The following is a 13350-nucleotide window of genomic DNA, read 5'->3' as shown; positions in this document are numbered from 1 at the left end:
TTTTCGGCAGCCTGTGCCGCGGCGCGGGGATGCGCCGCCGTTTTCAATGACGGCAAGTCATTGAAAACGTGAGGAAGCCGGAAATCGCATTTTCGGCTTCCGGCGTTGAAAAAGGCCAGGACGGCCTTTTTCAACATCCTGTTAAGGTGGCGTCGCAGTGTCCGGGCCCACGGGCCTGAAGATGTCTATCTTGCGGAAGAACTGATCCACCACGTACACCCGTCCGCCCTCGTCCACCGCCACTCCTGCAGGCAGGCTGAACTGACCGGGAGAACTGGCCCGTGCCCGGCGGCCGATGAACATCAACACCTGACCCTTGGGATTGAAGAGCTGCACGTTGCCGAAGGCGGCGTCCACCACGTAGATGTTGCCGTTGCGGTCGGTGGCAATGCCTTTGGGGCGGGCGAACTGACCCGGGAAGCGCCCCAGCCGTCCGAATGAGAACACATAGCCGCCCGCGGCGGTGAAGGCCTGGACCCGGAAATTACCGCCATCCACCACGTACAGGGTGCCGTCCGGGGCGGTGGCGGCCTGCAGCGGCAGGTTGAATTGGCCGCCTTCCCGTCCGCGGGTGCCAATGGTCTGCTGGTGCTGCCCGGTTTGGGCATCGAACACCTGTACCCGGTGATGGTTCGTGTCCACCCCGCCCACGTCCACCACGTAGACTGTTCTGCCATCCGGGCTCAGGGCGACGCCGCTGGGCCGGGTGAGCAACTCATCGTTGCCCAGGGTGCGCAGATAGGCCCCGTCCGGGTCGTAGACCCTGATCCGCCGGGCGGAGGTATCGGCCACGAACACCTCGCCCGTGGGCGAGACGGCAATGCCTGTGGGTTTGATCAGTGCACCGGGCTCTTGTTCGCCGAACTGGCGGTAGCGGCCGGCGGCCATGTCGAACAGCAGCACGGCGCGCTGGGCGGTGTCGGTAACGTAGACCCTGCCCTGGCGCACGGCCACACCATAGGGTTTGACCAGTCCCCGTGCCACGGGGCTTTTGCCGGTGGCGGCGAGCCGCAGTTTTTCAAATCCCGTGAGTTTCTGAACGTCTTCGGCCACGCGCAAAGTGCGTTCGTAAACGAAGCGGGGTTCGTCCGGTGGCGGCGGGTAGACGGGTGGCTCAAAGCCCTCGGGCGCCCGGGTCGGGCTGGCGCAGCCCGACAACAGGCTGACAAGAACAAGCGCCAGACCCCCTGGGGTCAGTGGGAGAAATCTGGAACACGGGGCTTGGGATTCGGGGCCTGGGGCTGGATGCTTCTCGGTCACTTGATATGGCATGTCTCGCACAGCTGATCGGCACGGGTGCGAAGCAGAATTTCAACATCGGGGTTGTGCACATTATGGCAGGTGGCGCATTCCACCTTGCCGTCGTAGAGCTTCACGCCGTTGTCGAAGCCGTAGGGGCCGTCGGGGGTGCGAAAGTCCGGGTCCTTGTTGGTCAGGCCGGCGTAGGTCATGGAAAAGGGATGGTCGTTGGTCAAATCCGTGCCGATGTGCTTGATGGAAATATTGTGGGCCACCCGGCCGTTGTGGCACTTGCCGCAGTTGAACAGGCTGTCACCGCCGTTCAGGCGCAGATGCAGGGCGGCGTCATCGGCACTTTCCCAGCCGTCGGGCTTGAACACGGTCATGTCCACACCCATGGTGCCGTCGTGGCAGGACAGGCACAGCATGCTGATGGGGCTGGGGGCGCGGACTTTGTTGTCCAGGGTGCGGCTGTCGTACAGATCATACGCCCCCACCGGCGGGACGAAACGGTTCCAGCCGGGAATGCCGCCCTTGGCGCCGCTGTCAGCCTCTTTGCGGTCGGGGGGAAGATGGCAGTACACGCACGACGAGCCCAGATCGGAGAAGGCAAGGCCCGGCATGGCCACCACCCCGACGCGGTCGTTCAAGCCGACGAAATCGTGCTTGGTGCCCAGCAGGGTGGGGGCGGCGCCGGCCAAAGCGGTCATGAGCACGGTGCCGGGCAGAGCGAGGCCTGCCAACAATGGCATGCGCAAACGTTGTGCGAATGTGAAACTGCGCTGTGAGCCCCTGTTCACCATGAGACTGAAAGCCCCCTCCCTCAGTGTCTCGTGCAGGGCATCGTGCCTGGAGGACAAGCTCCCTCGCTGGAGCCCTGCCTGGCCCGATGCGGTCGGCAAAGAGTAGCGCAATTCTCGGAATTGCGCCACAATGTCCCGCGCCCCCGGGCGGCGGCGGTCGCAGCGTTCGTCTTGGTGTGTTTGTCTTATAAATCAACGCCGCCCGGGAATGTCGGAAGGAATGGTCAAAACATTGCGGGTTTTCACTGCCAACAACAGGGTTTCGCGGAAACGGGCGTCTCATGGACGCGGTCTGGCGCGCGCGGTTCACCGTGGCGCAGGCCTGATTGCGGGACTGCTGCTGGGCGCGGCATCGGCACCCGCCGCTGATCTCCCCTCAGGCAGCAACGAAGGCGCCGCGATTTATAAGAAACACTGCGCCGTTTGTCACGGTGACCGGGGCGATGGCAATACCCGCGTCCGCCGGGGTTTGAGCCCTCCGCCCCGCAATTTCACCACGGCCCACGCCCGCGAGGAACTGAGTCGCGAGCGCATGATCACTTCAGTGACCTACGGCCGGCCGGGCACGGCCATGGTGGCCTTTGGCGGCCGGCTGAGCGCCGGACAGGTGGAGAACGTGGTGGACTATATCCGCGCGACCTTTATGACGGGCAAGGCCGGCCCGGCCCGGCCGCGCAGGCTCGTGCTGGGTGAGGAGATCTATACCCGCCATTGCGCCGTTTGTCATGGTGACAAAGGCAGCGGTGCCATGTGGACCCAGGCCAGCCTTAATCCGCCGCCGCGCAATTTCACCGCCCCAGAGACGGCGGCGGAGCTGACCCGCGAGCGCATGATCACTTCAGTGACCTACGGCCGGCCGGGCACGGCCATGATGTCTTTTGCCAAGCGGCTCAGTGCCGCCGAGATCGAAGCAGTGGTGGACTATGTGCGGGAGCGCTTCATTGCTTCCGCTCCGCCCCCCTCCCATCCGCCCGTGGCGCAGGCTGATATGGCCGCACCCTTCCCTGCCGGCCTGCACGGGGACCGCGACGCGGGCCGCGAGTTTTACATGAACAACTGCCTTGACTGCCATGGCAGGGAAGGGAACGGCAAGGGGCCGCGGTCCAAGTTCATCAATCCGAAGCCGCGGAACTTCTTGTCCGCCGACGCCAGGCGCCGCCTCAACCGGCCGGCCTTGTTTGGCGCGGTCCGCGATGGCCTGCGTGGCACCGTGATGCCGGCCTGGGGCAAGGTGCTCAGCGACCAGCAAATCGCCGATGTGGCGGAGTTTGTGTTCACGGCCTTTGTCTCACCCGACGCCTCTTCGCCGGCTAAAAAAAAACCGCACTAGCCGTCCCCACTGAAGGTGAAATAGCCCTGGGGCGGGCGGTGTACAATGCCCGCTGCTATTTCTGCCACGGCTACAATGGCGATGCCAGGACCGTGGCTGCCCGCTATCTGGACCCGCCGCCGCGTGCTTTCACTGCCACCGACCCCAAGAGCCTGAGCACTGCGCGCATGGTCGCTGCCGTCACCCATGGCCGTTCTGGCACCGCCATGAAAAGCTTCGCCAAGCTGCTGAGCAAGAAGGAGATCCGCGCGGTGGTGGCCTATGTGCGGAGCACTTTCATGGCGCGCCGGGCCGCCAACACCGCTTACCACACCCCGGAAAACGGCTGGCCCGATCACCAGCGCTACCGCGCCGCTTTTCCTTTTGCCCTGGGGGAGGTGCCCGTTGATACCCCGGCCGATGGTCTGACGCCCGGCCAGCGGGAGGGCCTGCGCCTGTTCAGGTCCGGCTGTGTGACCTGCCACGAGGGCAGCCGCCGCGCCTCCCCGGAGGCCGTGTTCGATCTCCGCGCCGTGTCCTATCCCCGCGGCGGTTTCCGCCCCGGGAAGGCCTCACCCGATGCCGTCTCCGGTGCCTCGCCCTACGCCCGCCACGAGGTGGCGCCGCTACTGGTTGATGCCACGCCGGAGGAGCGGCGCGGGGAGGCTTTGTTCCAGGACAATTGCGCCTTTTGCCACGCCGCCGACGGCACCGGCCGCAACTGGATCGGCCGCTTTCTGGAGCCACATCCCCGCGATCTCACCGATCCCCGCGCCATGGCCGCCATGACCCCGGCGCGCCTCAGGCGGGTGATCCGCGAGGGCCTGCCCGGCACCACCATGCCGGCCTGGGGCGGGGTGTTGCAGCCGGCGGAGATTGATGCCCTGGTGCGCTACATCGACCGGGCCTTCCATCCCCTGGCCCGCGGCGGGAACGGGTCCCGCTTTCCTGAGGCGGCGCGCCCCCGTATCATGTGGCGCCAGGAAGGGAACGGAGCGAATCATGATTGAGGTCGGCCTGGTCGGCGGCACCGGTTACACCGGCGTCGAACTCATGCGCCTGCTGGCGCACCACCCCCACGCCCGCTTGACGCGCGTCACCTCGCGGGGGGAAGCGGGGCGGCCGGTGGCCGAGTTGTTCCCCAATCTGCGCCATGTGGTGAATTTGCACTTCACCGAGCCGGACGTGGACGGGCTGAGCGGCTGCGACGTGGTGTTTTTCGCCACCCCCCATGGCGCCGCCATGGCCATGGCACCGGCCTTGCTGGCGGCGGGCACGCGGGTGATCGACCTGTCGGCCGATTTCCGCCTGGGTGATGCGGCCGAGTGGGCCCGCTGGTACGGCCAGCCCCACGCCTGCCCGGAATTGCTGCCGGAGGCGGTGTACGGCCTGTGTGAACTCAACCGGGAGCGCCTCGCGGGCGCCCGGCTGGTGGCCAATCCCGGCTGTTATCCCACCGCCGTGGTATTGGGTCTGCTGCCCCTGTTGGAGGCGGGCGGCGTGGATCTGGATCACATCGTGGTGGATGCCAAGTCTGGCGTCAGCGGTGCCGGGCGTGGTGCCAGCACCGCCACCCTCTACAGCGAAGTGTCGGAAAGCTTCAAGGCCTACGGCGTACCCGGCCACCGCCACCTGCCGGAAATCCGCCAGAGTGTGCAACAGCTTACCGGGCGGCTGCCGGGCCTGACCTTTGTCCCCCATCTGCTGCCCATGGTGCGTGGCATGCACGCCACGTTGTATCTGCGGGAGGAGGCCGGGGCGCACCGGGACTGGCAGCGCATTTTCGAGCAGCGCTATGCCCACGAGCCCTTTGTGGACGTGCTGCCCCCCGGTGCCCATCCCGAAACCCGCAGCGTGCGCGGCGCCAACACCTGCCGCCTGGCCGTGCACCGGCCGCAAAACGGCGGCACGGTGGTGGTGTTGTCGGTAATTGATAACTTGGTCAAAGGCGCGGCGGGTCAGGCAGTGCAGAATATGAACCTGATGTTTGAGCTGGACGAGGGCGCCGGGCTGGGCGCCATCGCTTTGTCGCCATGATGGTGACAGGATTGCCGCGTCCGTGACCAGCGCGTCGAAATTGCTGGCCCGGCACCGGGGTCCGCAGCGGCGCTACCTGGCGATTCTGGCCTGGGCGTTGCTGGTACCGGTGGGCTGGGGAGCGTTTGAGATCGGGCGCTATCAGGCGGGGTTCGACATTCTGCGCGCCCGGGAAGAGCGGGACGCGCTGATGGAGGCGGTGGAAAGCTGGCGCCGGCAGGCTGGGGAAATGCGTCAGCAGGTGGCCAATCTCAAAGAAGCCCGGGAAGTGGACCGGCAGGCCTACAGCGAGGTGGAGCGCTCGCTCAAGGATCTGCAGGACGAGGTGCTGGAACTCAAAGAGGAAGCGGCCTTCTATCGTGGCCTGGTTTCGCCCTCGCAAGCGGCTCAGGGTATACGGGTGCAGCGCCTGAAGCTGACGCCCAGCGGCAACGAGCGCGGCTATGCTTATGAACTGGTGTTGTCACAGGTGAGCAAGGGTGCGCGCGTGACCCGGGGCTTTGTGCATTTGTTGGTGCAGGGATTGCAGGATGGAGCGTCCAGGGAGTTGTCCCTGGCTGACATGGCGGCGTCCGTGGCAAAAATAAAATTCCGCTTTAAATACTTTCAGGCGGCCCAAGGCGATATTATATTGCCTGAAAATTTTGTGCCGACTCGGGTTGTCGTGAGGATTGACATGGATCGACCCAAGCGCCAACGCATCGAAAAGGCATTCGTGTGGCAAGAAGTCACGAGCTAGATAAAAGCAGGTGCAACTATGTTTAGCGATAAGAAAAAAAAGCGCAGCAACTTACACGTTGACACCCTCATCGGTGAGGGGACGCGCTTGAACGGAGATGTCGTTTTCACCGGTGGCTTGCACGTTGAAGGCCGGATTGCGGGCAATGTGGTCTCCGAAGAGGGCCAGCGCAACAGCCTCCTGGTGATCAGCCAGCAAGGGGAAATACTGGGTGATGTGCAGGCGCCAAATGTGGTGATCAGTGGCACGGTGCAAGGCAGCATCTGGGTGGCCGGCTGTGTGGAGCTGATGACCACCGCCAAGGTGACCGGCAACATTTACTACAACCGTATCGAAATGGCCATGGGGGCGGAGATCAACGGCCAGCTGGTGCACATGCCGGAAGAGGAGTTTGACAAGCCCGCCCCCGCTCTGGCGCGCGACAATGACATGCCGCCCCGCCTGGCCATTGAGGGCGGAGCGGAGCAGGACGACGGTGCCACTCCCCGTTTCGCCGAGGAGTCGCACACCATCACCATCGAGTCTTCCATGGTGGACAAGGGCGAGCGTCTCTACGACGCGCTGGCTGAGAGCGAGGACAAGAGCGCCGCATCGGGGGCGGCCACTACAAAGTTGACTGTATAGCTGGGAAATAAGATAATGCGGCGAAAGCGTTTTCAGGAGCCATCCTATGACTAGTGTTACGGCAACGGCAGTGGACGAGCAGCCGCCCCTTGTTTTTACTGACGCCGCGGCAGGCAAGGTGAAACAGCTCATCGACGAGGAGGGCAATAGCGCGCTCAAGTTGCGGGTGTTCATTTCCGGTGGCGGTTGTTCCGGCTTTCAGTACGGTTTCACCTTCGATGAAGACATCAATGAGGGGGACACCGTGGTGGAAAAAGGCGGTGTGACGCTGGTGGTGGATCCCATGAGTTTCCAGTACCTGGTGGGTGCTGAGATCGACTACTCCGAGGGCATTGAGGGCGAGCAGTTCGTGATTCGCAATCCCAATGCCACGACCACCTGCGGTTGCGGCTCATCTTTTTCGGCCTGAGGCGGAGCGTCCCTCCCGGCGGGTGACGTCGTTCCGGTGGCGGCCTTGCGAGCCGGTGAGGTCGCTCTCCCGCGGTGATGCCTGGCGGATGCCGGGTCAAGCCCATTTCCCCTTTGGGGACGCCTCTTTGGGGCGCCCCCTTTGTGTTTCTGCTATCCTTTGCGCCTTCCCCGTGTGTGGTTTTCAGAGTAATGCCATGAACGACTATGTGCCCGGCCTGGAGGGTGTTCCGGCCACCAAGTCCAGCATTTCCTTCATCGACGGTGAGCGCGGCATACTGGCTTACCGTGGTTATCCCATTGAGGCGCTGGCGGCCCACAGCAGCTTCGAGGAAACTGCCTTGCTGCTGCTGGACGGCGAGTTGCCCGACCGGGACCAACTGGCGGATTTCGACCAACGGCTGCGAGCCAACCGCCGCATGAAATACAACATCCGGGCCATGATGAAAAGCCTGCCCGCCACCGGTCACCCCATGGAGATGCTGCAAACCGCGGTGGCCAGTCTGGGCATGTTTTATCCCGGCACCGAGCGGCTCGCGCGTGCCAAGGCCTGGGAGGATCTGGACTACATCCACGGCATGTCGGTGCGCATTATCGCCCGTATGGCAACGCTGGTGGCCATGTGGGAGCATATCCGCAAAGGCTATGATCCCATTGAGCCCCGCACCGATCTGAGCCATGCCGAGAATTTTCTCTACATGCTCTCGGGAACGGACCCCGATCCCCTCATTGCCCGCATTCTCGACACCTGTTTGGTGCTGCACGCGGAGCACACCACCAATGCCTCAACCTTTGCGGCCCGCGTGGCGGCTTCCACCCTGACCACCCCAAGCGCGGTAGTGGCGGCGGCCGTCGGTGCCTTGTTCGGGCCTTTGCACGGTGGCGCCAATCAGCGCGTGGTGGAGATGCTCGAAGAGATCGGCCGGCCGGAAAAGGCGCGCACCTGGTTGGACAAAAAACTCGCAGCCAAGGAAAAAATCTGGGGCATGGGGCATCGGGAGTACAAAGTCAAAGACCCCCGCTCCGCCATTCTCCAGGCTTTGGTGGTGAAGCTGATGGACGCCCGGGGTGGCAGGATCAATCCTTTGTTTGAAACCGCTCTGGCGCTGGAAGAGGCGGCGGCGGAGCGGCTCGCGCCCAAAGGTGTGTACCCCAACGTGGATTACTACTCGGGCATTCTTTATCTGGAGATGGGCCTGCCACCGGATCAATTCACCTCCATGTTTGCCTTGTCCCGCTGTGCGGGATGGCTGGCGCACTGGCGTGAACAGCTGCGCTACAACCGTATCTTCCGTCCCACCCAGGTGTACACGGGCAGTGGCTTGCGTGAGTACACGCCCCTGGATTCCCGTTGAAATCTTTGCCGTCCTACCCCTCGGCAGAATCGCCGGGATAAACCGCACCCAGGATTGCCGGGTGGGCCGCGCCGGTCACCGAAGGCAGGTTCCCAGCCCGTCCGTTTAAGTGTTGCTGCGCCAGCCAGGCGAAGGCCATGGCTTCCATCCAATCCGGGTCGAGGCCCACTGCCCGGGTGTCGCTCACCGTACAGCCGGGCAGGTGCCGGCGCAGCCGGTTCATCAGGGCGCGGTTGTGAGCGCCGCCGCCGCACACCAGCAGACGCCTGGCACCGGGGAGATATTTCTTCACAGCCCGGGCAACGCTTACCGCCGTGAGTTCGCACAGGGTCGCTTGCACGTCCTGCGGCGCGATCGCCCGGCCTGTCGCCGCCACTGCGCGTTCCAGCCAGCCCAGGTGGAAGTATTCCCGGCCACTGCTTTTGGGTGGCGGGCGGGAAAAGTAGCCGTCAGCCAGCAAGCCCTGCAACAAGGCGTCATTGACCTGGCCCGATGCGCCCCAGGCGCCGTCGTCATCGCGGTTTCTCCCCAGATGGCGCCGGATCCAGCCGTCCATCAGCACGTTGCCCGGTCCGGTGTCGAAACCCAGCACCTGAGCGGCGGGGTCGGCAGGCAGGGTGCTGAGGTTGGCGATGCCGCCGACGTTGAGTACCGCCCGGTCTTCGCCGCGCCCACGCAAGGCGGCGGCATGAAAAGCCGTGGCCAGCGGCGCGCCCTGACCCCCGGCGGCGAGGTCGCGGCGGCGGAAGTCTGCCACGGTGGTGATGCCGGTTCGTTCGGCAATGATATTGGCGTCCCCCAACTGGAGGCTGGTGGGTGTCTCGCCTTCGGGTTGATGCCATACGGTCTGGCCGTGGCTGCCTATGGCGCGCACGTCCCGTGGTGCACAGGCTGCCACCTCCAGCAGGGCTGTGGCTGCGGCGGCAAACAAATGCCCCAGGCGCACGTCCGCGGCCGCGATCTGGGTGAGTGTGACATGGCCTTCAATGAGCAGCAGCAGGGCATCGCGCAAATCAGGAGGGAAAGCTGCGCTGTGGGTGGCGAGCAGACGCATGCGCGACCCACTGAGATCCACCAGCGCGGCATCCACACCGTCCATGCTGGTGCCCGACAGCAGGCCAATATAGCGCTCGCTGGACACAGGGCGAATCAGGGTTGCCGCAGGGCCACGGTGGCCCGGTTCAGGGTATCCAGCTGGGCCAGCAGCGGCTTGGCGGTGTTCAGGAAATCTTGTTTGTAGCGGGGGGCGATGGGTATTGCGTCCGGAAATTTTACCGTCAGCGGGTTCCGGTGCACGCCGTCGATGCGAAATTCGTAATGCAAATGGGGGCCGGTGGCGAGGCCGGTTTGACCCACGTAAGCGATGACCTGGCCCTGTCTGACCCGGCGGCCGGCGCGCACGCCCCGGGCGTAGCGCGACAGATGGGCGTAGAGGGTGCTGTAGCGGGTGCCGTGTTGCAAAACGATGGTCTTGCCGTAGCCCCCTTTGACACCGCGGAAAACGACCTTGCCGTCACCGGTGGCCTTCACCGGTGTGCCGCTGGCCGCCGCATAGTCCACCCCCCGGTGGGCGCGGATCCGGTTCAATACCGGGTGTTTGCGGCGCAGATTGAAGCGGGAACTGATGCGGGTGAAGTCCACCGGCGTGCGCAAAAAAGCTTTGCGCATGCTCATGCCCTTGGGGTCATAGAAATCGGTGGACCCACCCTCTTTCCCGTAGCGCACCGCGCGGTAGACCCTGCCCTGATTGACGAACTCGGCGGCGAGGATGTGGCCGTCGCGCAATTTCTCACCCTCCCGGTACAATTCTTCGTATATGACGCTGAAGCGGTCGCCGGCGCGGATGTCCAGTACGAAATCAATGTCCCACCCGAAAATACCGGCCAGTTCCATGATGAGTTTGTCCGACAGGCCGGCGGCCTGTCCCGCCACAAACAGTGAGCTGTCAATGGTGGCGGTACTGTGGGCGAGGCGACGTTCCACCGGGCGTTCGATGCGTTGGGCGCGCAATTGATCGCCAGTGCGGATCACATGCAAGGCGCGCAGCGCGTCCTGCTCGTAAATCAGCTCCTGCAGCCTGCCTTCATCGACGCGTGCGCGCAGTTTCTCGCCGGGATACAGCCGTTGCAACGTTTGGGTGTCGGCGCCCGCGGCCAGCACGGCATAGACCTCCGTGGCCCCCAGGCCGGCGCGGGCAAACAGGGTGGAAAGGTTGTCGCCGCGCCGTACTTCAAGCTCATGCCAGTCACCGGCGGGCTCACGCCGCGGCCCCGCCTGGTGCGTGTTGGCGGAGCCGGCGGTTGTGGCTTCGGCGGGCAGGGGCAGCGGCGGCAGCTCAAGCGGCAGGGTGATTTCACCCTGGGCGCTCAAATTGCTGGACCGTACAGCCCTGGCATCGCCGGAACGCAGACCCAATACAGCGCCCAGCCCGATCAGCGCCACGCCCAAAAGGACCCAATGAATATGTCTGAAGCGCGCGTAAGGTGCGGTTTGTGAAGATCGGAATGACATGGGTCGTCAAGATAGTGTTTGTCAGGGCTAAAGTTAGCTTGGCCGCAGGAGCGCGTCAATGCGCATAACAGGGGCTTGCTGGATTGACAGGGATATTCGGGCCAACATTGATAAATCCATGTTCCTGACTCTAATGTTAACGGTCGTATCCGACAGGAAGATTAAGCCCTGGCAAGCCGTTGAGCGGGTTTCGGAATAACCCTGTGGTAAGCTTGTGCGCCTTAAGCAGGATGCTTAACAAGGTTTTCCCGGTCTTTTTCAAGGCCGGCCGCCGCAGACGCGGTTTGCGGCGGCCTCACCTGTTCAATGACTTGTCGTCATTGAATATGACGGGGCATCCACACACCGCACACTGCTTGTCGAAAAACGGAGTTTTTTCAACAAGCAGTTAAACTTTGGTCAGTTGAGGGGTTGGAGAAATGATGTCCGGTGGCGGTTGGGATCTTCTGCGACGCGGTGCGGAAGAGATCTTATTGGAAGATGAGCTCAAACGAAAGCTGGAATCGGCTCGGCCGTTGCGGGTCAAGGCGGGATTTGATCCGACGGCGCCGGACTTGCACCTGGGTCACACTGTATTGCTCAACAAGCTGCGCCAGTTTCAGGATCTCGGCCATGAAGCCGTTTTTTTGATCGGCGATTTCACCGGCATGATTGGTGACCCCACGGGCAAGAGCGTTACCCGTCCCCCGCTCACGCGTGAACAGGTGATCGACAACGCCCGCAGTTACGAGGCCCAGATTTACAAAATCCTGGAGCCGGAAAAAACGCTGGTGATGTTCAACTCGAGCTGGATGAACGAAATGGGCGCGGCAGGCCTGATTCAGCTTGCGGCGCGGCACACCGTGGCGCGGATGCTGGAGCGGGACGACTTTCACAAGCGCTACCAGCGCGGGCAGGCCATTGCCATTCATGAATTTCTCTACCCGCTGATTCAGGGTTATGACTCCGTCGCCTTGAAGGCGGATGTGGAACTGGGTGGCACAGACCAGAAGTTCAATATGCTTGTGGGGCGGGAGCTTCAAAAGGACTGGGGGCAGGCGCCGCAGGTGGTGATGACCCTGCCCATCCTCGAGGGCCTGGACGGTACGCAGAAAATGTCCAAATCCCTGCGGAATTACATTGGCATCCAGGACCCGCCCGAGGAGATGTTCGGCAAACTCATGTCTGTGTCTGACACGCTGATGTGGCGCTATCTCGATCTGTTGAGTTTCGAATCTTCCGCCACCCTGGCGTCATGGCGGGCGCAGATCGAGCAGGGGCTCAATCCCCGCGACGTGAAATTCCGTCTGGCCCGCGAACTGGTGGCCCGGTTTCACGGCGATGCGGCGGCGCGGCGGGCGCATGAGGCTTTTGTCGCCCGTTTCCAGCGCGGTGCCTTGCCGGACGAGTTGCCGTTAAAGAAACTTCCCGGTGGTGCCGATGGGCTGCCATTACCCAATTTGCTCAAAGAAGCGGGTCTTACCGCGAGCACCTCCGAGGCCCTGCGCATGTTGCGACAGGGGGCGGTGCGTATTGACGGCGAGCGGGTGGAGGACCGGGCCATCGTGGTGGCGCCGGGCTCGACCCATGTGTTCCAGGTCGGCAAGCGCCGCTTTGCTCGTGTGGCCGTGATTTGAGCACATCCTGGTCCGGCATCATCATTTATCACACAAAGTGGTTGACGAGCCGGGTCAAGTGCGTATAATTCGCGCCTTGCCTTCGGGGGCCGGGGCAACCAGCCAGGCCAGACAGGCCGCCTCCGCGGGGGGTTGACGAAGGGGAAACGGGCTGTATAATGCCCGCCTCGGTTGGGGAGACGCCCAACCCGCTCTTTAAAAAATCATGAGAACCAAGCAATTTGTGTGGGCGCTTTGCGTAAGGCGAAGCTCGCAACAGTAAAATAGGATGCGCCCTTTCAGGGATGGCATCCGGCTAGAACCGACTGCGTCAGCAGTCACACTCTTTAAACTGAAGAGTTTGATCCTGGCTCAGATTGAACGCTGGCGGTATGCTTAACACATGCAAGTCGAACGGTAACAGGCCCAGCTTGCTGGGTGCTGACGAGTGGCGGACGGGTGAGTAACGCGTAGGAATCTGCCCAGTAGTGGGGGATAACCTGGGGAAACTCAGGCTAATACCGCATATGCCCCAAGGGGTAAAGGCTTCGGCCGCTATTGGATGAGCCTGCGTCGGATTAGCTAGTTGGTGGGGTAATGGCCTACCAAGGCGACGATCCGTAGCTGGTTTGAGAGAACGACCAGCCACACTGGGACTGAGACACGGCCCAGACTCCTACGGGAGGCAGCAGTGGGGAATCTTGGACAATGGGCGAAAGCCTGATCCAGC

General features: G+C 63.2%; 12 protein-coding genes and 1 rRNA gene. 9 read left to right on the top strand and 4 right to left on the bottom strand.

Going from position 1 to position 13350, the window contains the following annotated elements; genetic code table 11:
• Positions 1 to 141: 141 nt before the first annotated feature.
• Together ENJ19_03165 and ENJ19_03160 are read right to left on the bottom strand one after the other, a co-directional pair.
• Complete coding sequence (locus ENJ19_03165) at positions 142 to 1272, bottom strand: 6-bladed beta-propeller (GenBank protein ID HHM04725.1); 1131 nt, start codon at positions 1270 to 1272, stop codon at positions 142 to 144.
• On the bottom strand, positions 1257 to 2099 hold the full coding sequence (locus ENJ19_03160; GenBank protein HHM04724.1) for a hypothetical protein: 843 nt from the start codon (positions 2097 to 2099) through the stop codon (positions 1257 to 1259). The genes ENJ19_03165 and ENJ19_03160 overlap by 16 nt, the downstream gene beginning before the upstream one ends.
• Before the next feature lie 73 nt (positions 2100 to 2172).
• On the opposite strand from ENJ19_03160, the gene ENJ19_03155 reads away from it, so the two are divergent.
• The 7 genes from ENJ19_03155 to ENJ19_03125 all read left to right on the top strand — a co-directional run bounded on the left by ENJ19_03155 (position 2173) and on the right by ENJ19_03125 (position 8514).
• Positions 2173 to 3372, top strand: coding sequence for a c-type cytochrome (locus ENJ19_03155; GenBank protein HHM04723.1), 1200 nt, complete (start codon positions 2173 to 2175; stop codon positions 3370 to 3372).
• Positions 3373 to 3410: 38 nt separating this feature from the next.
• Entirely contained in the window at positions 3411 to 4361 is a 951-nt protein-coding gene (locus ENJ19_03150) for a c-type cytochrome (protein ID HHM04722.1), read from the top strand.
• Positions 4354 to 5388 (top strand): N-acetyl-gamma-glutamyl-phosphate reductase, encoded by a 1035-nt coding sequence (locus ENJ19_03145; GenBank protein HHM04721.1) that lies wholly within the window; start codon positions 4354 to 4356, stop codon positions 5386 to 5388. The genes ENJ19_03150 and ENJ19_03145 overlap by 8 nt, the downstream gene beginning before the upstream one ends.
• A 22-nt stretch (positions 5389 to 5410) precedes the next feature.
• Positions 5411 to 6127, top strand: coding sequence for a hypothetical protein (locus ENJ19_03140; GenBank protein ID HHM04720.1), 717 nt, complete (start codon positions 5411 to 5413; stop codon positions 6125 to 6127).
• An 18-nt stretch (positions 6128 to 6145) separates the two neighbouring features.
• The gene (locus ENJ19_03135; protein ID HHM04719.1) at positions 6146 to 6751 is read left to right on the top strand and encodes a polymer-forming cytoskeletal family protein; all 606 of its coding nucleotides are present in this window, start codon (positions 6146 to 6148) and stop codon (positions 6749 to 6751) included.
• Between the two features lie 46 nt (positions 6752 to 6797).
• A complete protein-coding gene (gene erpA, locus ENJ19_03130) occupies positions 6798 to 7160 on the top strand; it encodes an iron-sulfur cluster insertion protein ErpA (GenBank protein ID HHM04718.1) in 363 nt (120 codons plus the stop codon).
• Positions 7161 to 7356: 196 nt separating this feature from the next.
• The gene (locus ENJ19_03125) at positions 7357 to 8514 is read left to right on the top strand and encodes a citrate synthase (GenBank protein HHM04717.1); all 1158 of its coding nucleotides are present in this window, start codon (positions 7357 to 7359) and stop codon (positions 8512 to 8514) included.
• 13 nt (positions 8515 to 8527) lie between these two features.
• Here the strand turns inward: ENJ19_03125 and ENJ19_03120 are convergent, their stop codons facing one another.
• Together ENJ19_03120 and ENJ19_03115 are read right to left on the bottom strand one after the other, a co-directional pair.
• Positions 8528 to 9655 carry an anhydro-N-acetylmuramic acid kinase gene (locus ENJ19_03120; GenBank protein ID HHM04716.1) on the bottom strand — a complete coding sequence of 376 codons (1128 nt, stop codon included), beginning with the start codon at positions 9653 to 9655 and terminating at the stop codon, positions 8528 to 8530.
• Positions 9656 to 9663: 8 nt separating this feature from the next.
• Positions 9664 to 11025, bottom strand: coding sequence for a peptidase M23 (locus ENJ19_03115; GenBank protein ID HHM04715.1), 1362 nt, complete (start codon positions 11023 to 11025; stop codon positions 9664 to 9666).
• A gap of 419 nt (positions 11026 to 11444) precedes the next feature.
• On the opposite strand from ENJ19_03115, the gene ENJ19_03110 reads away from it, so the two are divergent.
• On the top strand, positions 11445 to 12641 hold the full coding sequence (locus ENJ19_03110) for a tyrosine--tRNA ligase (GenBank protein HHM04714.1): 1197 nt from the start codon (positions 11445 to 11447) through the stop codon (positions 12639 to 12641).
• A 328-nt stretch (positions 12642 to 12969) separates the two neighbouring features.
• A 16S ribosomal RNA gene (locus ENJ19_03105) occupies positions 12970 to 13350 on the top strand; the annotation flags it as partial.

It is taken from the genome of Gammaproteobacteria bacterium (assembly GCA_011375345.1).
GTDB lineage: Bacteria > Pseudomonadota > Gammaproteobacteria > DRLM01 > DRLM01 > DRLM01.
The sequence above is the reverse complement of the archived record's forward strand: the minus strand, read 5'-3'. Positions and strand labels throughout refer to the sequence as shown.